Annotated in this window: 15 protein-coding genes and 2 pseudogenes (1 of these 17 running past the window's edge); 7 read left to right on the top strand and 10 right to left on the bottom strand. The window is 64.7% G+C overall.

Translation table 11 applies throughout. From position 1 onward, the window contains the following. Both EOB49_RS20830 and EOB49_RS20825 read right to left on the bottom strand, forming a co-directional pair. Positions 1–451, bottom strand: a pseudogene (locus EOB49_RS20830) (sugar phosphate isomerase/epimerase); it reaches 475 nt to the left of the window's first position. Next, on the bottom strand, positions 448–1,479 hold the full coding sequence (locus EOB49_RS20825) for a Gfo/Idh/MocA family oxidoreductase (RefSeq protein WP_127382111.1): 1,032 nt from the start codon (positions 1,477–1,479) through the stop codon (positions 448–450). Before EOB49_RS20825 ends, EOB49_RS20830 begins: the two are co-directional and overlap by 4 nt. A 197-nt stretch (positions 1,480–1,676) precedes the next feature. Between EOB49_RS20825 and EOB49_RS20820 the strand changes: the two genes are divergently transcribed. Then, entirely contained in the window at positions 1,677–2,702 is a 1,026-nt protein-coding gene (locus tag EOB49_RS20820) for a LacI family DNA-binding transcriptional regulator (protein WP_127382110.1), read from the top strand. Positions 2,703–2,844: 142 nt separating this feature from the next. Here the strand turns inward: EOB49_RS20820 and EOB49_RS20815 are convergent, their stop codons facing one another. Then, positions 2,845–4,398, bottom strand: coding sequence for a trimethylamine methyltransferase family protein (locus tag EOB49_RS20815; protein ID WP_127382109.1), 1,554 nt, complete (start codon positions 4,396–4,398; stop codon positions 2,845–2,847). Between the two features lie 12 nt (positions 4,399–4,410). Continuing rightward, entirely contained in the window at positions 4,411–6,822 is a 2,412-nt protein-coding gene (locus EOB49_RS20810; RefSeq protein ID WP_127382108.1) for an FAD-dependent oxidoreductase, read from the bottom strand. A gap of 243 nt (positions 6,823–7,065) precedes the next feature. Between EOB49_RS20810 and EOB49_RS20805 the strand changes: the two genes are divergently transcribed. Next, complete coding sequence (locus tag EOB49_RS20805; RefSeq protein ID WP_127382107.1) at positions 7,066–8,550, top strand: esterase-like activity of phytase family protein; 1,485 nt, start codon at positions 7,066–7,068, stop codon at positions 8,548–8,550. Between the two features lie 84 nt (positions 8,551–8,634). On the opposite strand, the pseudogene EOB49_RS20800 reads toward EOB49_RS20805, so the two are convergent. Then, positions 8,635–9,419 (bottom strand): annotated as a pseudogene (locus tag EOB49_RS20800) (L,D-transpeptidase). 143 nt (positions 9,420–9,562) lie between these two features. Here EOB49_RS20800 and EOB49_RS20795 point away from each other — a divergent pair. After that, positions 9,563–11,065, top strand: coding sequence for an MATE family efflux transporter (locus EOB49_RS20795; RefSeq protein ID WP_245472770.1), 1,503 nt, complete (start codon positions 9,563–9,565; stop codon positions 11,063–11,065). A gap of 84 nt (positions 11,066–11,149) precedes the next feature. On the opposite strand, the gene EOB49_RS20790 is transcribed toward EOB49_RS20795, so the two are convergent. Further along, positions 11,150–11,548 carry an SH3 domain-containing protein gene (locus EOB49_RS20790; protein WP_127382106.1) on the bottom strand — a complete coding sequence of 133 codons (399 nt, stop codon included), beginning with the start codon at positions 11,546–11,548 and terminating at the stop codon, positions 11,150–11,152. Between the two features lie 264 nt (positions 11,549–11,812). Beyond that, positions 11,813–12,097, bottom strand: coding sequence for a hypothetical protein (locus EOB49_RS20785; RefSeq protein WP_127320440.1), 285 nt, complete (start codon positions 12,095–12,097; stop codon positions 11,813–11,815). 187 nt (positions 12,098–12,284) lie between these two features. Here EOB49_RS20785 and EOB49_RS20780 point away from each other — a divergent pair, with 187 nt between their 5' ends. Continuing rightward, entirely contained in the window at positions 12,285–13,151 is an 867-nt protein-coding gene (locus EOB49_RS20780; RefSeq protein WP_127328887.1) for an SDR family NAD(P)-dependent oxidoreductase, read from the top strand. Between the two features lie 3 nt (positions 13,152–13,154). Here EOB49_RS20780 and EOB49_RS20775 read toward each other — a convergent pair whose 3' ends face one another. The 3 genes from EOB49_RS20775 to EOB49_RS20765 all read right to left on the bottom strand — a co-directional run bounded on the left by EOB49_RS20775 (position 13,155) and on the right by EOB49_RS20765 (position 15,115). Then, positions 13,155–13,580: a low affinity iron permease family protein gene (locus EOB49_RS20775; RefSeq protein WP_127320442.1), complete on the bottom strand. Its 426-nt coding sequence runs from the start codon at positions 13,578–13,580 to the stop codon at positions 13,155–13,157. 303 nt (positions 13,581–13,883) lie between these two features. Further along, positions 13,884–14,525: a DapH/DapD/GlmU-related protein gene (locus tag EOB49_RS20770; protein ID WP_127382105.1), complete on the bottom strand. Its 642-nt coding sequence runs from the start codon at positions 14,523–14,525 to the stop codon at positions 13,884–13,886. 71 nt (positions 14,526–14,596) lie between these two features. Next, the gene (locus EOB49_RS20765; protein WP_127269254.1) at positions 14,597–15,115 is read right to left on the bottom strand and encodes a CreA family protein; all 519 of its coding nucleotides are present in this window, start codon (positions 15,113–15,115) and stop codon (positions 14,597–14,599) included. Between the two features lie 188 nt (positions 15,116–15,303). Between EOB49_RS20765 and EOB49_RS20760 the strand changes: the two genes are divergently transcribed. The 3 genes from EOB49_RS20760 (at position 15,304) to EOB49_RS20750 (ending at position 18,748) form a co-directional block, all read left to right on the top strand. After that, the gene (locus tag EOB49_RS20760) at positions 15,304–15,882 is read left to right on the top strand and encodes an SCO family protein (RefSeq protein ID WP_127328885.1); all 579 of its coding nucleotides are present in this window, start codon (positions 15,304–15,306) and stop codon (positions 15,880–15,882) included. A 10-nt stretch (positions 15,883–15,892) separates the two neighbouring features. Next, a complete protein-coding gene (locus EOB49_RS20755) occupies positions 15,893–16,765 on the top strand; it encodes a 50S ribosomal protein L11 methyltransferase (RefSeq protein WP_127382104.1) in 873 nt (290 codons plus the stop codon). Between the two features lie 138 nt (positions 16,766–16,903). Then, entirely contained in the window at positions 16,904–18,748 is a 1,845-nt protein-coding gene (locus tag EOB49_RS20750; protein ID WP_127382103.1) for an aminopeptidase P family protein, read from the top strand. Positions 18,749–18,818: the final 70 nt, after the last annotated feature.

Raw genomic sequence — 18,818 nt, 5'->3', positions numbered from 1 at the left:
CCATGGCGCAATTCTCGAAAGCGATGCGCACGCCGTTGTCGGCGGCGCGCCTGGCCAGCGGACCCCAGACTTCCTTGAAGCGCGGCAGGCTGTCCGGCAAAGGTTTGCCACGCAGACGGCCGGTGAAGCCGCTGACCATCGAGGTGCCGAACAGATGCGCGTTGTCGATCACCGTTTCCCAGGCCTTGAGCACGCCGCGATCGACATCGCCGCTCTCCAGCGGGTTGCCGAACACGCCGAGCGAGGACACGATGACGTCCGCATCGCCGATCGCCTCTCGGATCTGGCCGGCGAGAAGCGGCAGGTCCTTGCCGCCAAGCGTCTGCCAGAAGAAGGGTTGAATGCTCTCGAAGCCGAGCGGCAGGATCTGTTTGACGTAAGCCGCCGGGTCGTCGAGATTGGCCCGCACCATGGTGCCGATCCGGATGTCGAGAAGCGGGTTCGGCGTCATTGTGCGTCCTCTGCGATTGTCACGCGGCGGCCGGTCTCGGCGCTTTCGATGGCGCCGAAAACCATGGCCAGGCTCTTGATGTTGTCGGCGCCGCGCGTTTCCGGCTCGGTGCCGGTCTGGATGGCGTGCACGAAATCCTGGAGAATGCCGAGATGGCCGCCGACGCGATCGGACGCATCGAGCGGCGGCACCGCGATCGGCTGGGTTTTGTCGAACATTCCGTCGCGGCCCGGCATCACTGCTTCTGCCCTCAGCTCGTCATTGCCGTCCCAGAGCAGGCTGCCGCGCTCGGCGACGATGCGCCATGTACTTTCCCAACTGGTGCGGAAGCCGGCGGCGCACCAGCTCCCGGCATAGGTGAAGACCTTGCCGCGGCCGAGATCGAAGACGGCGCTGGCCGACGATCCCTGCCGGTACCAGGAATTGGCCGGCTCCCATTCCTGGCAATAGACGCCGGCCGGCTCGCCGGCGACCATATAGCGGGCGGCGTCGAATGTGTGGATCGCCATGTCGAGCAGCAGCACATGCGCCATCTCCTCGCGAAAGCCGCCGAAATGCGGCGCGACGAAGAAGTCGGCGTGGATGCTGGTCGGCGTACCAATGGCGCCGGAATCCAGGAACCTGCGGATGCGCCTGACATTGGCGACATAGCGGCGGTTCTGCACGACGGCGTGAATGCGCCCGGCGCGGCGAGCGGCCTCGACGATGGCGCGCGCATTTTCCGGACTGTCGGCGAGCGGCTTTTCCGTCAGCAGATGGCAATTGTGGGCAAAAGCGGAAATAGCGACTTCGCGCCGGGCGGCTGGAACCACCACGTCGAACACCGCTTGCGGTTTGGTCTGGTCGAGCACGGCGTCGAGATTGCTGCCGATGACGGCGTTGGTGAGGCTGTATTCCTGCGCCCTCGCCCGCGCCCTGTCGGCGTCGAGATCGACAAGGCCGACAATGGCGAGCCCGTCGATCTGCCTGATGGCATCGAGCCAGGCCTTGCTCATCGCTCCGCAGCCGACCAGGACGACATCGATCATCCAGCGCTCCTCCTCCGCTCGGTCCCTCCAGACCGATCGTCACGGCATCCACGGCAGGACCGTAAACGTTTTTCCGTAAACGTTTACGAGAACACACCCGAAGGCGTAGAATGTCAATTGGCCCTTGGCGAAAATCGTCCTGTCGCCTTGGCCTCAGCGGCTACCGGTGCTAGCCAAGCAAGGGGGAGAACAGTCTCTTGGCGTCCAGCATTCACGACCTTGCCCGTCACCTGAACATATCGATCGGCACGGTGTCGCGGGCGCTGAACGGCCGCGCCGACGTCAACGCCGACACGCGCCAGCGCGTGCTCGAGGCGGCCAGGACGCTGAACTATTCGCCGAACCAGTCCGGCCGCAGTCTCAGGCAAGGCGCCACCCGTTCGATCGCCTTCATGCTGCAGCCGCATCCCGGTGACCAGCAATATGGCGAGCCGTTCTTCATTCCGTTTCTGATCGGGCTGCAGGCCAGGCTTGCCGAAAGCGGGCTCGACCTGACCGTGGTCATGGGGGCGCCGGGCGACTACCAGCAGGAGCGCCTGCGCCGCGTCGTCGAGACGCGCCGCGCCGATGCGGTGCTGCTGGCCTGGACGCGGCGCGAGGACGAGCGCATCGACTATCTCACGCAAGCCGGCTTTCCCTTCGCCACGCTCGGCCGCAGTCGCTCCGGGGCCAAGTCCTATCCTTCCCTCGACCTCGATTTCGAGAAGGCCGGCGCCGACGCCGTCGACCGCCTTGTGGCGCGCGGTCACCGCCGTATCGCCGCTATCCGCCCGTCGCTCGACCTCAATTTCGGCTATCTGTTCCTCGCCGGCTACCGCAAGGCCTTGCGGCGGCACGGCATCGAGGTCGACCCGGAGCTGATCGCGTCCGGCTTCATCAACGAGGCCGGCGGCTACAAGGTAACGCCCCAGGTCATGCGCTCCAAGGCCCCGCCGACCGCCATCATCTTCAACAATGATGCAATGGCGCTGGGCGGCTGCAAGGCGCTGGCCGAGATGGGCATCAGGCCGGGCCAGGACATGGCGGTAACCGTCATCGTCGACACGCCGCTCTGCCGCTATTTTTCCCCGGCGTTGACCGCCTTCCGCCCGGCGCTGGAGCCAATGGGACAACGGCTTGCTGAAATGCTGTTGGCCTCGCTTCCCGCCTTCGCCGGCCCGCAGGGGCCGCGGATCATCCGCGAGGTCTGGCCGCTGGAGCTGGTCGCACGCGACAGCGATTGATGGTGGCAGCAGGGCCGCCGATGTCGTCCTCCCCTCAAACAGCACACCGGTGCCGCAGTGCACCGGCCGCAACCTTGAATGCGCGGGAGGCGCTGCAGGTTCCGGATCGCGCCACAACCAGGGCGATCAGCGAGAGCCGGTCTTAAGACACCGGCGCCGCTCCGCCCTCTGCCGTGCGCCGCGCGATAAACTCATCCAGCACGCCTGATGTGGCGGCAGCCGTTGCCGACGGCGCGAAATCGGCAAGCACCCGCCTCCAGACGCCGGTGGCGCGCTCGCTTGCCGTCTTCGAGCCGCTTTGCGTCCAGTTGCCGAAATTCGACCAGTCGGCCACCAGCGGTTCGTAGAAGGCGGTGCGGTAGCGCGCCATGGTGTGGCCGGCCGAGAAGAAGTGGCCGCCCGGCTGCACCTCGGCGATCGCCTCGAAGCCGATCGTATCGGTATCGCCGGGCGTCGCGGCGCAAAGTTCAGCCACCGTCTGCAGCGCCTCGATGTCGGTGATCAGCTTCTCGAAGGAGACACTGAGGCCGCCCTCCAGCCAGCCGGCGGCATGGATGCACATCGTCGCCCCGGCCAGCACCGAGCCCCACAGCGCGAACTGCGTCTCGTGCGCGGCCTGCGCGTCTGAGATGTTGGCGGCACTGCCGCCGCCCGATCGCCACGGCAGTCCGGTGAAGCGCGCCAGCTGACCGGCGCCCAGCGTCGCCTTGACGTGCTCGGGCGTACCGAAGGCCGGCGCGCCGGATTTCATGTCGACATTGGAGGAGAACGAGCCGTAGACGACCGGTGCGCTGGGCCGCACGATCTGCGCCAGCGTCAGCCCGGCGAGCGCCTCGGCATGCTGCAGCGTCAGCGCGCCGGCGACCGTGATCGGCGCCATCGCGCCAGCCAGGCAGAACGGCGTGATGACGGAGATTTGGCCCGCGCGGGCGAAATCGATGATGCCTTGCGCCATCGGGATGTCGAGCTGGCGCGGCGAGTTGGTGTTGATGACGGTGTAGCAATATGCATTTGCCAGAAACTCGTCCTGCGACAGGCCGCGCGCCAGACGAATCATCTCGAACCCGTCCTCGACTTGCGGGGTGCCGCGCGCGAAGACGAACGGGAGCTTGTCCGACAGCGTCAGCTGCGCGCGGTTGACGGCATAGTGCCGAAAGCGGTTGTCGACATCCTGCGGTTCGATGCAGGGCCCCAGCATATGCAGCACGTCGAAATGCTGCACCAGCCGCATGAGGTCCTCGAAATCCGCCAGTGTTCCCGGCCGCCGGCCGCGCTCGAGATCGGTGACGTTCGGCGCCCCGCATCCGGCGAGGAAGGTCATCGAGCCGAGCTCCAGCGTCAGATCGCGGGCGCGCGAACCGGCGTGAGCGTGGATCGATCTCGGCGCCGAGGCGAGTGCCGCCGTCACCATGTCGCGGCCGATGCGCACCATGTCGGTGTCCGGATCGACCAGCGCGCCGGCGCTGGCGAAGTGCTCACGCGCCTGCGGCAGCAGCACCTTGATGCCGAGCTCTTCCAGCACCCGCAGCGCCGTTTCGTGAATCGCGGCCACCTGATCATCAGAAAAGATCGGCTGTGGCAGGAACGGGTTCTTCAGCGAATGGTAATTGGGACGGCGGCTGCTTTCGCTGCCGGCCTCGCCCGTGCGTCCACGCCGGCGCTCGCGCCTGCCGTCCCGTGCCGCGTCATCGACCATCGGAAATCCTCCTCATTGCCGCATTACCTTGCCCTCGGGATCGTAAGGCGAGGCCGCGACGACACGCGCCGGCCGTTCCTCACCCACGACATGCACGGAGAGCGCGGTGCCCTCGCCCGCGAAATCGCGGTCGAGGAGAGCCAGCGCCAGGCTCTTGCCGACCGTATAACCGTAACCGCCCGAGGTGACGAAGCCGACGCGCCGGCCCTGATGCCAGACCGGCTCGAAGCCGCTGGCATCGGCGTCGAGCGCATCGATTTCCAGCGTCACCAGGCTTTGACCGCCGCCCGCCTTCCGCTGTTTCAAGGCAGCTTCGCGGCCGATGAAGTCGCTCTTGCCGAAAGCGATGAACCGGTCGAGACCGGTCTGGCCCGGCGTGTAGCCTTGCGTGAATTCGCGCGACCAGATGCCGAAGCTCTTCTCCAGCCGCAGCGCATTGAGTGCATAATAGCCGATTTCGGCAAGGCCGAGATCCTCGCCCGCCGCCAGCAGCGTTTCGCGCAGAGTGGCATGCATGGTCACGGGGCAACTGATTTCGAAGCCGAGCTCGCCTGATATAGACAGCCGCGCTACACGGGCCTGCACCATGCCGATGTCGAATGTGCCGCAGGCCATGAACGGCAGCGCTGCGCCGGACACATCCTGATGCGTCGTTCGCTCCAGTATCTTGCGCGCGTTCGGCCCCGTCAGCAGGAAACCGCTCATCGTGTCGGAGAGGTCGGTGACGGTGACGCCTTCAGCCGCATAGCTCTCGAACCAGCGCATGTGGAATTCCCGGAGATAGTAGGAGCCCATCAGCCAATAGCTGCCGCCGCCCCAATTGAAGACGGTGAGGTCGCCCTTCAGCCGTCCGTCATGGCCGAGCATCGGCGCCAGGCCGGCCCGCCCCGGCTTCGGCAGCCTGCAGGCGAGCAGCCGGTCGAGCCAGGCTTCCGCACCTGGCCCCGCCACCGCATAGCGCGAATAGGCCGAGATATCGACGAGACCGGCGGCACGGCGCACCTGCAGCGCCTCGTCGCCGACGATGTCGAAGGCGTTGGAGCGCCGCAGCGTCGTGTTCTCGGCAAATCCCATCGGCGCGAAATAGGCCGGGATTTCCAGCCCCCAGGAAGCCGTCCATTCGCATCCCGCCGCGCTCATGCCGTCATAGGCACCCGGACGTTTCAGCGGCCGGCCGGCGGGCAGTCGTTCATTGGGAAAGGTCATCACGAAGCGGCGCGAATAGAACTGGCGCGTCGTCTGCCTGAGATATTCCCCGTTGGCGGCGAAGGCGCCGTAGCGGGCGATGTCCATGCCAAAGATGTCGGCCTGCGGTTCGCCGAAAATCATCCATTCGGCCAGCGACTTGCCAACGCCGCCGCCCTGGCTGAAACCGGCCATGACGCCGCAGGCGACCCAGTAGTTCTTCAATCCGCGCACCGGCCCGACGATCGGATTGCCATCCGGCGTGAAGGTGAAGGCGCCGTTGACCCATTTGCGGATGCCAGCCGTCGCCAGGCAAGGAAAGCGCTCATGCGCCTTGGCGAGTTCGGGGCTGATGCGGTCGATGTCTTCCGGGATCAGCTCGATGCCGTAGTCCCATGGCGCGCCATCCATGTTCCAGTGCTTCGGGTTCTGCTCGTAAACGCCGAGCAACACGCCCTTGCGCTCCTGCCTGAGATACGAAAAGCCGTCGAGATCGACGGCGATGCCGATTTCCCTGTCCAGCGCCGCGATCTCGGGAATGTCCTCAGTGATGAAATAATGGTGCTCCATCGGCGTCACCGGCAGATCGACGCCGGCCATGCGGCCGAGCTGCTTTGCCCACAGCCCGCCGGCATTGACGACATGCTCGGCGATGATGGTGCCCTGCTCCGTGACGACATCCCAGCGGCCGTCGGCGCGCGGCTTCAACTCGACCACCCGGTTGCGCAGGATGATGTCGGCGCCGCGCTTTTTTGCAGCGCCGGCATAGGCGTGCGTCGTGCCGTACGGGTCGAGGTGCCCCTCGTTGGAATCATGCAGGCCGCCTAGCACGCCGGTGACGTCGACGATCGGGCAGATCGCCTTGATCTCGTCGGGCGTGACCAGGCGCGCGGTCTCGATGCCGACCGACTGAAACACCGCCCAGGCCGATTTCAGCCACTCCCAGCGCGCGGGATCGCTGGCGATGTTGACGCCGCCCGTCATGTGCAGGCCGATATCCCAGCCGGATTCTGCCTCGATCTCGCGGTAGAGATTGATGGTGTAGTCCTGTAGCGCCGCCACGTTGGGGTCGGCGTTGAGCGCATGGAAGCCTGCCGCCGCGTGCCAGGTCGAACCGGCCGTCAGTTCGGCGCGCTCGATCAGCGCCACATCGCTCCAGCCAAATCGGGTCAGATGATAAAGGACGGAGGCCCCGACCACGCCACCCCCGATGACGACTGCGCGGTAGTGCGACTTCAAGGCTTCCCTCCACAGTTAGTCCGAAGGCTGGAGCATATATGTACTGGACATAAGTGTCTAGCGCCGCGCGCGCGCATCGTTTTTAGTCGACCGCCGGCATGCACTGCGCGCTGTCACGCAAGCATCATGTTCGCGCCGTAGACCGCGTTTCGGGGAGGCTTGCGCGGCATCATCGATGTCGCACCTCTTTCAGTTTTTCGTCCCGCGGCCGCTCCGGCACATCCGTCACAAAGAGGATTATCCATGAAACACCTATATCGAACCGCGTCGCTCGGCGTCGCGCTGGCCTTGTTCACCGCCTTGACGCCGGCGCTCGCCGACAGCACCGCGACCGTCGGCGGCACGAGCTTTGTCAACAAAGGGCTGGTCGGCGTCGGCCGCATCCCGGCCGCTCAGCGCGACAAGTTCGGCGAGACGTTTGGTTCGGGCTCGGGCATGTCGATCGACACATCAGGCTGGACGCATGAGGCCGCCGGCTACAAAGGTTCGCTCTGGCTGCTGCCGGATCGCGGCTACAATGTCGTCGGCACCACCGACTACCGGCCGCGCCTCAACACCGTCGCCATCGAGTTTACCCCGGTGGCACCAGGTGTGCCACCTGCTGCCGGCCAGCAGCAGACCGGCGTCAAGGCAACGCTCGCCGACACCATGCTTCTCACCGACGACAAGGGGGCTGATGCCACAGGCCTCGATCCGCTCAACGGCGTGCGCGCGGCAAGCGGCGACATGCCGATCCTGCCGCAAGCCGACAATGGCAAGCTGGCGCTCGACAACGAGGCGATCGTGCGGCTGCCCGACGGTTCGATGTTCATCTCCGACGAATACGGCCCGAACATCTATCGGTTTTCCGCCGACGGGCATCTGCTGTCGGCAACCCAGCCACCGGCTGCGCTGGTGCCGATGCGCCACGGCACGCCGAACTTCGCCTCGGACAATCCGGGACCCGGTGCCGCCGAGCCCGATCCGAAGGATCCCGACACCGGCCGCCAGAACAATCAAGGCCTCGAAGGCATGGCGATGACGCCCGACGGCAAGTTCCTGATCGCCGTGCTGCAGTCGGCGGCCAGGCAGGACGGCGGCGATTCCGGCTCGACCCGCCAGAACACCAGGGCGCTGGTCTATGACGCGTCCGACCTCGCCCACCTCAAATTGGCGCACGAATATGTCGTGCCGCTGCCGGTGTTCAAGGATGCCAAGGGCAAGACCAAGGTCGCCGCGCAGAGTGAGATCGTGGCGCTCTCCGACAAGACCTTCCTGATGCTGGCGCGCGACAGCGGCAACGGCCAGGGCCTGAAGGGCGATGCCTCGCTCTATCGCCAGGTCAACGTCGTCGACCTATCCACCGCGACCGACATCGCCGGCGGCGCCTTCGACGCCGCTGACAAGCCGGTCGCCCCCAAGGGCATCGTCGACCCATCGGTGACACCGGCCAAGCTGACGCCATTCATCGACATCAACGACAGTGCCGAGCTCGGCCGCTTCGGCCTGCACAATGGCGCGCCCAACGACCAGGATAACCTGTCCGAGAAGTGGGAGGCGATGTCGGTGGTCAGCGTGCTCGATGCGAAGCTGCCCGACGACTACTTCCTGTTCGTCGCCAACGACAACGACTTCCTCGCCCAGGACGGTTTTCAGGTCGGCGCGCCCTACAAGGCCGAAGACGGCGCCAATGTCGACACCATGTTCCTGGTCTATCAGGTCACGCTGCCGGGTCTGGCCAAGAAGTAACGACCACTGCACGGACGGGCGCGCTTGGCGCGTCCGCCCGGAGCACTATTGCTGGTGTTTTTCAGGCAGATTGATTGAGAAGACTTACTTCAAGAACTCCGCGTCCTTCGGGACGCCCGCATCGATCGGCTCGGCGGTTTTGCTCGACACGGCCATGATCTTGCCGGCGGCCGACAGGTTGGGACGCACGAAGACCTGAGCGGGGCCGTTGACGCGGCTGTAGAGGTCGATGATGTCCTGGTTCATGAAGCGCACGCAGCCCGACGAAGCGTTCTTGCCGATGGAATCCCCTCCGGCGTGCCGTGCAGCCGGTACATCGTGTCCCTGCCGTCGCGGAACAGATACAGCGCGCGGGCGCCCAGCGGGCTCTGCGGGCCGGGCGGCATGCCGTCCTTGTATTTCGCCAGTTCCGGCCGGCGCTGGATCATCTCCGGCGGCGGCGTCCAGACCGGCCACTTCTTCCTCGCCTGGACCACGGCGCTGCCGGTCCATCCGAAACCGGCTTTGCCAAGGCTGACGCCATAGCGAATAGCTGTGCCGCCCTCGCGCACCAGATAAAGGAAGTGCTCAGACGTATCGACGACGATCGTGCCGGGTTTCTCCCCGGTCGGATCAGCCACGATCTGGCGCACGAATTTCGGATCGACCTTGGCAACCGGGATTGCCGGCAGTTGATAGCCCTCGTCGACACGCGCCGCATACATGCTTGCGGCATCGCCGAAAGCCGGATCGCTCGGCGGTGCTGCATCCGGCGGCGGCGGCGCCACGTCTGTTGTTGTACACGCCGAAACAGCCAGGGCGCCCAAAGCGGATGCGCCGAGAAACGCGCGCCGGTTCAGGCGCACAGAAAACAGCGGAATATCGGACATGACCCCCCCGGCTTATCCAAGATCTGATAGGAATGCGGCCCCACGCATCGAGGATCAATATCCCATTCCGGAAGCTTTGAGAACATGATTAGATCAAGGCACAACCTGTGTTCCGTTGTATCGGCAATCATCGCGGACGCGACTTGAAACAAACCTTCGCCGAGCTGCCCGCCATGGACGAAAAAAATCCCCCGCGCCGGCGCACCGGCGACCTGACCAGCGGCCCGATCCCGCGCACGCTCTTGCTGTTCGCCCTGCCGGTGCTCGGCTCCAACGTGCTGCAGTCGCTCAACGGTTCGATCAACGCCGTCTGGGTCGGCCGTTTCCTCGGCGAATCGGCGCTGACCGCCACCTCCAACGCCAACCTCGTCCTGTTCCTGATCCTCGGCACCGTGTTCGGCATCGGCATGGCGGCCACCATCCTGGTGGCCCAGTCGGTCGGTGCCCGCGACCTGCCCGAGGCGCGCCGCATCGTCGGCACCAGCGCGACGTTCTTCTTCCTTGTTTCCGTTATCCTCGCGGTCTGCGGCTGGATCTGGGTCGACGCCATTCTCAACACGCTCGGCACACCGGCCGATGCCTTGCCGCTCGCGCGCTCCTATCTGCGCATCATCTTCGTCGCCGTGCCGATGATGAACCTTCTGTCCTTCGTCATGACCGTTTTGCGCGGTGCCGGCGATTCACGCACGCCCTTCTTCTTCATGGCTCTGGCCGTCGTCCTCGACATCGTGCTCAACCCATTGCTCATCCGCGGCATCGGACCGTTTCCCGAACTCGGCATCGCGGGCTCCGCCACGTCCACGCTGATCGGCCAGACGGTAAGCGTGATCGCCATCCTGATCGTGCTCTATGTGCGCAAGCATCCGCTGCGGCTGGCCGGCGCCAACCTCGCCCTGCTGCGGCCCGATCCCACCTTGCTTCGCATCGTCGTCGTCAAGGGCGTGCCGATGGGTTTGCAGATGATCGTCATTTCGGCGGCGGCACTGACGGTGATGGGCATCGTCAATTCCTACGGCTCACAGGTCGCCGCCGCCTACGGCATCGCTGCCCAGCTGTGGACCTATATCCAGATGCCGGCGCTCGCCATCGGCGCCGCGGTGTCCTCGATGGCAGCGCAAAATGTCGGCGCCGGGCGCTGGGACCGGATCGGCCGCATCGCCGCCTCCGGTGTCGGCTTCAACCTGGTCCTGACCGGCGCACTGGTTGCAGTTCTGTCGGTTTTCGACCGTTCGGTGCTGAGCCTGTTCCTGAGCAGCGACAGCGCGGCGATCGACATCGCCGTCCACATCAACAATGTCGCCTCGTGGTCGTTCATTCTGTTCGGCATAACCATCGTGCTGTTTGCCACCGTACGAGCCACGGGTGCCGTGATGCCGCCGCTGATCATCCTGGTCATTTCGGTGCTGGTCGTGCGCACCGGCTTCGCCTATTTCATGCGTGGCGTGATCGGCGAGGAAGCGCTGTGGTGGAGTTTCCCGGTGGGTTCGATCAGCTCGCTTGTACTGGCGGCGGCCTACTACCGTTTCGGCCGCTGGCGCACCACGCACATGATCGAGAACAGACCGGCAGCCGGCGAGCCGCCGGACACCGGTCTTGGGGTGCCACGCGGACGCGCGCACCTTTCGCCTGAAACACCGAACGGCTGAAGTACCCGTCAGGCCATGGACATGGCGGCAGGGCCGCAATTGATTGCCGCCCTGCCCGTCACGCCAGACCCGGCGCAAATGAACCTATTTGCAGGAGAAGCCGGGCGCGATCTTGCACTTGCCGGGACGTGGCCTGTGCGGCCGATGGTGCGGAGGACGGTGCGGCTTGTGCCAGTGTGGCGGCCGATGCGGCGGACGCACGATGATGATTGGCGGGCGAACGATTTGGGAGCGTTCGAGATAACCGGAGCTGGCCCAGCCGCTCACGCCGCCGCCATGGATTCTGCACCAGCCCGGCTGGCAGCCGGTGACATTGACCCTGAAGCCGCCGGGCAGCGTTCCGACCCTGGCATATCCCGCTCCCGGCCCGCTACGGACATTGAGATTGGTCGTGGTGTGGGCGCTGTAAGCGAAGGCTGCGGCGGACGTCCCGAAGACCGCGGCCATTATGGTCGCGAACACAAGCAGAAAACGAAATCTCATCAGTCCCCTCCATTCGAATCCGGCCGTTCATCTGCTTCGGCCAAGACTGCCCTGCAAGAGGGAGCGGCCAAGCCAAGAAAAGTCAACAGGTGGGCGGCCGTAACCGTCCTAGCCATAGGGACTGATGCCGGATTTTTCTTGGACATGGTTGAGGAATTTCCCGGTTGCCGCTTATTGGCTCTTCAACACCCGCTGACGTTTACTGTCTTTCGACAATCACCGCAGGCAAAGGTGGATCCATGGGCAAAGGCAGGGTCGAGGCATTCACCGACGGCGCATCGCTTTCAGTTTTTCCGCCACCGATGCGGCAAGGTCGGCATAGCGCTCCTCCAGCCGTTCCGCGGCCTTGATGATCGAGAAATCATGGCCGAACTTTTCCAGCGCCATACGCAGCTTCTCGACGAACTCGGCTTGTTTCTCCAGGGCGGAAAAGAGCGTCTTCACCTGCGTTTCGCTGATGTCGGGGTTGGCCAGCATCTGCGGCACCTCGCGGCCCATCTGGTCGCCAATGGCGGTCTGTTCTTTCAGGATTGCAACCCAGTCCGTCAATCAGGAAATCTCCGTTTGTCCCCAAGGCTGAAGTTTTTTTGTCCCCAGGGCAAAATCTCTTTTGCGGAGGCAAAGGGCAACATGCGCAGCCTCGACCGAACTGGTCAACCCGACAAGGCGGGCAGAGGCTTGCGCCGGCCGGTTCCGGCGCTAAGTTCGGCGCCATCGAACAAGGAACCCATCGCCCATGATCACCGACGCCGAGATCCAGACCGCCCTGCCCGCGCTTGCCCCAGGCAATGCCGCCGTTATCACCGGCGCCGCCAGCGGCATCGGTCTGGCGGCCGCCAAGCGGCTTGCACTGATGGGCATGAAGATCGTGCTGGCCGACATTGGCGGCGCGCGGCTGGACGACGCCTCGCGCGCCGTTTCCGCGATTGCCGGCGACGATGCCGTGCTTGCCGTCGCCGCCGACGTTTCGAAGGCGGATGAGGTACACCGCCTGGCCGAAAGGGCGTTCGGCGCCTTCGGCGGCGTGTCGCTGCTGATGAACAATGCCGGTATCGGCGACAATCCCGGAAAGCCATGGGAAAACGGCGATGCCTGGAAACGGCTGCTGGACATCAATTTCTGGGGCGTCGTGCATGGCGTCGAGGCCTTCGCGCCGCGTATGCTGGCCTCGGCCAGCCCGGGTCTGATCGTCAACACCGGCTCCAAGCAAGGCATCACCACGCCGCCCGGCAATCTTGCCTACAATGTCTCCAAGGCTGGGGTGAAAACCTTCACCGAGGGTCTGTCGCATGCGTTGCGCAACGAACCCGGCGCCCATGTCGCTGCCCATCTTCTGATCCCCGGCTTCACCTTTACCGGCCTGACCGAGGGCGCGACGGAAAAACCGGCCGGCGCCTGGACCGGCGAACAGGTTGTGGATTTCATGCTGGAATCCCTGACCAGAGGCGATTTCTACATCCTGTGCCCGGACAATGAGGCGGCCCGCCCGCTGGATGAAAAGCGCATGGCCTGGGCGATCGGCGACATCATCGAGAACCGCCCAGCCCTGTCGCGCTGGCACCCGGACCACAAGGACAGTTTCGCGGCGTTCATGAAGAACTGATCTTCAGGCCGCCTGCTTTTTCGACCCGCGCTTTTTCGCCACAACCTTCTTCGCCGCCATGTCGGCGATTTGTTCGTCATGCCGCTTTGCAGCACGCTCGCATTTGGCGCGGATTTCCTCGACTTCGGATTCGGTCAGATGCTCGATGCCGATGAAGTGGTTGTGGCCCTTGCCGACCCGGATCAGTTCGTCGAGCTTGGCCTGGATCGCCGCGCCGTCGCGGTTCTGAGTGTTCTGGATCAGGAAGACCATCAGGAAGGTGATGATGGTCGTGCCCGTGTTGATGACGAGCTGCCAGGTGTCCGAAAAGCCGAAGAACGGACCGCTCACCGCCCAGACGATGACGATCAGGCAACAGAGGGCGAATGTCGGCGGCAGGCCGGCTATGCGGGCGACCCAGTTGGCGACCTTGGTGAAATGCTTTTCCATCTATCGAAATCCTCAACGCTGCGGCGCGATGAGAACAATCAGCGACCGTTTCAGGTTCCCGATGCAAGCAAATACCTCCAGGTACAATTGCCTACACGCATAGGGAGAATAGCCTGGAAAACACACCTTATGGGTCCAATGTCACAATGACCCTGCAGGCGAGAGTGCCTGTTCCTTCCGCTTCACAGCGGTTTAACTCCACCCCTTCCGCTGCGCCACCCCCGCATGGCGGAAGGGGTTTCAGTCCGGCGGGCCTTGAAGCGCGTCGCCCGACTCCGTCTCAACGCTACGCACTTGAACTGGTCAGACGGCGTCGTTTTCCCAGCGGTCGAGGAACGCTTCGATCGGCATGGCCTGCATGTCGGGAACCGCTCTGGCCAGCTTTTCGACCGGCCAGTCCCACCAGGCGAGAGCTTCGATCCGCGCCGCGATATCCGGAGTGAAGCGTGGCCGGAGAGCCTTCGCCGGCACGCCGGCGACGATCGCATAGGACGGCACGTCACGCGTCACCACGGCGTTGGCGCCGATGACGGCACCGTTGCCGATGGCGACCCCAGGCATGATCACCGCGCCGTGGCCGATCCAGACATCATGGCCGATGGTCACGGCTTTTGCCTGCCGCCGCTCGCGGAAGGCGGCATCGACGCCCAGCCAGCGAAAATACTCGTTCGGCCGGTAGCTGAGCTTGTGCTGGGTCAGCCGCTCTATGGGATGCTCCAGCGCATTGATACGGCTGTTGGCGGCGATCGAGCAGAATTTCCCGATCGTCGTGTAGATCGCTTCACAGTGGCGCTCAAAATAAGAGAAGTCGCCGACATTCACCTCGCGCAGCACAACCCGCTCGCCTATCGAGGCATAGCGGCCGAGCTTGCACGCCTTCAGCTCCGCGGTCGGATGGATACGCGGCTCGGGGTCTTTCGGGACGAGGTTTTCGGAACGCTCCATGCCGGCGGCTTTACCCCCGAGCAATTGCTCCCGCAAGTCGGAGCGACCAATCGCACAAAGGAGTTCGCCGCTTATTGCGGCTTGCCTTTGCTCCACACCACGTTCTGGCCGTAGAGCGGCACGGTGGTGACCGACATTTTGGCCGAACCGTTCTGCACCTGGCGCGAATGCGAGAGATAGATCAGCGTCTCATTGGGCTTGTCGTAGATGCGGTTCACCACCTGCTTCTTCCAGATCAGGCTGATGCCTTGCTTGAACACCTCCTCGCCGCCCTCGCTCATGTCGATGTCGCCGATCGTGATCGGGCCGGTCTGGCGGCAGGAGATGGAGGAATCGGATGGATCCTCGAACCAGTTGCCCTTGTGCAGGCGATCGATGATGCCGCGGTCGAAATAGGAGACGTGGCAGGTCACGCCTTCCACTTTCGGATCCTTGATCGCTTCGACGATGATGTCGTTGCCGAGCCAGTCGACTCCGACCTTGCCGACTTCCTCGGCGACCGCGGCACCGGCGCCAACGACAACACACGCGGCCAACGCGCCGCCGATCAGTTTTCGCCCAATCAGTCCGTGCCCAATCAGTCGTGGCAAGGGAGCCTCCTGCGGTTCGAGTTGCCGGTCACAGGTGGGGCGAGCAGCCCGGCTTTGCAAGCAGATAGGTCGACACCACTGCGGTTGCGGCAACGCGGCACTTTGCCTGTGCGAGGCCGAACCGCTAAGACTGTCGCACAGGCGCGGCATTGAGCCGGCGCGGCGATTTCTGCAGACGGACTTTTCTGATGATGCGTTCTATCCTGGTCGGCATTCTCGTCCTGATGGCCGCCGGTATCGGCTGGCTGACCTTCGACTGGTACCGCGGCCATTATGGCGGCGAGCCCTTCGGCGCTGCCTTCACCCTGGTCGACCAGAAAGGCGCGCCGATCACCGAGGCTGCCTTCAGGGGTCAGCCCAGCGTCGTCTTCTTCGGCTTCACCCATTGCCCCGAGGTCTGCCCGACCACGCTGTTCGAACTGGCCGGCTGGCTGAAGACGCTCGGCGACGACGGCAAGAACCTGCACGCCTATTTCGTCTCGGTCGACCCCGAGCGCGACACGCCGGAAGTGATGAACGCCTATGTCAGCAATTTCTCCGACCGCATCGTCGGCATCACGGGCGCTCCCGACAAGGTCCATGCCATGGCCAAGTCGTTCGGCATCTACTGGAAGAAGGTCGACACCGGCGACGGCGACTACACGATGGACCACACCGCCTCGGTGCTGCTGCTCAACGCCAATGGCGACTTTGCCGGCACCATCGCCTACGGCGAAAGCGCCGATACGGCCATCGCCAAGCTGAAGCGGCTGGCGGCGAAAGGCTGATTACCATTTCATGACCCAGACGCGCCTTTACTTCACCACCGGAAAGACCGAGTCCGTCAGCATTTTCGCGGCGCTTGAGGCAGCCTTCGAGGAAGAAGGGCTGCCGATCGCCGTCCTGGAGGTCGACGAGGACAAGGACATCCACGAAGTGTCGCTCTATGCCGATGGCGACGTGGATGCGGTCGAGACCCGCTTGAGGGATATCCTTGCCGGCCTTTCCCTGTCGAAGCCGATCGAGCGCGAGGCCCTGCCCGACATCGACTGGGTGGCGCATTCGCTGGAAGAGTTGAAGCCGGTGCGTGCCGGACGTTTCTTCGTGCACGGCGCGCATGACCGCAGGAAACGCCACAGCGGCGAACTCGCCATCGAGATCGAGGCTGGCCTTGCCTTCGGCACCGGCCATCACGGCACCACCGCCGGCTGCCTGGAGATGCTTGAAAGAGTGGTGCGGCGCGAGCATCCGCGCAATGCGCTCGACCTCGGCACCGGCAGCGCGGTGCTGGCGATTGCAGTCGCCAAGCTGGCGCATATTCCTGTGCTGGCCACCGACATCGATCCGGTGGCGGTGCGGGTGGCTGCCGCCAATGCGCGGCTCAACCACGTCAAGGCACTGGTGGAAACGGCAACGGCGCCGGGCTTTCACCACCCGGTCTTCGGCAAGCGCGCGCCCTTCGATCTCATCGTCGCCAACATATTGGCACGGCCGCTGATGCGGCTGGCGCCGCAAATGGCTGGCCACATCGCGCTCGGCGGCTCGATCGTGCTGTCAGGCATCCTCGACCGCCAGCGCGACGCGGTCATCTCGGCCTATGTCGGCCAGAATTTTCGCCACGTCAGAACCTTGCACCGCGAGGGCTGGGTGACGATCCACCTCAAGCATTGAGCTCGGGACCGACCGAGCTTGGACCAAGTTCCCCCGGTTGTCAGTCCAGCGATGCTGTAGCAGGTTGCGCGCAGCCGGAAATCGATTCCGATTTCCCAGTCCATAGGCTACGGTCCCGCCGATATCAGGAGGCCCACAATGTTCCAGACCTTCGATTCCGCCGGCGACCCGGCCGTCGGCAAACCGCGCGTGGCGCTCCTGCGCCAATGGCTTGAAGCCAACGGGCTGGACGGCTTCATCGTGCCGCGTGCCGACGAGCATCAGGGCGAGTATGTCGCCGACCGCTCGGCGCGGCTGAAATGGCTGACCGGCTTCAGCGGCTCGGCCGGCGCCGCCATCGTCCTGCGCGACCGCGCCTTCGTCTTTGTCGATGGGCGCTACACGCTGCAGGTGCGCACCGAGGTCGACCTGGACGTCTTTTCGATCGAAAGCCTGGTCGACAATCCGCCGGCTGTCTGGCTGAAAGACAATCTTGGCAAGGGCGCACGGCTCGGCTTCGATCCATGGCTGCACACGATCAGCGAGGTCAAGGCGCTGCAGGCCTCGGCCGACAAATCAGGCGCCGTGCTGGTGCCGCTCGACAAGAACCCGATTGACATCATCTGGAAGGATCAGCCCGACGCGCCGGTGGCCCCGGTCGAACTTCACCCGATCGGCTTTGCCGGCGAGCTCGCCAAGGACAAGCTCGCGCGGTTGGCGGCGGCGATCGCAAAGGACGGCGCCACCCATGCCGTGCTGACCGACCCCTCCTCCATCGCCTGGGCCTTCAACATCCGCGGCGGCGACGTGCCGCACACGCCGCTGGCGCTCGGCTTCGCCATTCTTGCCGCCGATGGGTCGCACCAGCTTTTCATGGATAAGCGCAAATTCTCGCGCCAGGTCGCGGCCTATCTCACCCAACTCGCCGAGCCGCATGGGGCCGGCGAATTCGAAGCGGCGATCACATCGCTTGCCAAGAGTGGCGCGAAAATCGCGCTCGACCCGGTGCTGGCGGCCGACCGGCTGCGCATGCTGGTCGAGGCCAATGGCGGCGCCGTCGTTGCAGCAGCAGACCCCGCCCGCATCCCGCGCGCCACCAAGAACCAGGCCGAGATCAACGGCTCGCGCGCCGCGCATCGGCGTGACGGTGCGGCCGTGGCGAAGCTTCTGTGCTGGCTGGAGCGGCAAAAACCCGGATCGCTCGATGAGATATCGGTGGTCACCCGGCTGGAGGAGAAGCGGCGGCAGACCGGCGAGGAAACGCAGATGCCGCTGCGCGATGTCTCCTTCGACACCATTTCGGGCGCCGGCCCGAACGGCGCCATCATGCATTACCGCGTGTCGCGCGCCACCAGCCGGAAGCTGCAGGCCGGCGAGTTGTTCCTGCTCGATTCCGGCGCGCAGTATCAGGACGGCACCACCGACATCACGCGCACCGTGCCGATCGGCCAGCCGACGCAGGAGATGCGCGAACGCTTCACCCTGGTGCTGAAAGGCATGATCGGCATTTCCACGCTGCGCTTTCCCGCCGGCACGCGCGGTTCGGAAATCGATGCCGTCGCGCGCATGGCGCTGTGGAAGCACGGCTGCGACTTCGCCCACGGCACCGGCCATGGCGTCGGCTCGTATCTGGCCGTGCATGAAGGGCCGCAGCGGATCGCCCGCACCGGCACCGAAAAGCTGCTCGAAGGCATGATGCTGTCCAACGAGCCGGGCTACTACAAGGAAGGCGCCTACGGCATCCGCATCGAGAACCTGATCCTGGTGACGCTGGCGCAAGAGATCGAGGGCGGAGACATCGCCATGCACGGCTTCGAGACGCTGACGCTGGCGCCGATCGATACCAGGCTGGTGCAGTCGGACCTCCTGACGCGCGACGAGTTGCACTGGCTGGACTCGTACCATGCGCGCGTGCTGGCCGAGATCGGCCCGATGCTCGACGGCGAAACGCTGGCCTGGCTGGAGAAGGCGACGGCGCCATTGCCGCACGACGCGAAGATTTGAAATCAGTCTTGGAAGGTCGGCGCCGCCCCTCATCGCCCTGCCGGGCACTTCTCCCCGTATAGTGACGGGG

The sequence above is a fragment of the Mesorhizobium sp. M7A.F.Ca.MR.148.00.0.0 genome (genome assembly GCF_003997735.1).
In the GTDB taxonomy this organism is placed as follows: Bacteria; Pseudomonadota; Alphaproteobacteria; order Rhizobiales; family Rhizobiaceae; genus Mesorhizobium.
The sequence above is the reverse complement of the archived record's forward strand: the minus strand, read 5'-3'. Positions and strand labels throughout refer to the sequence as shown.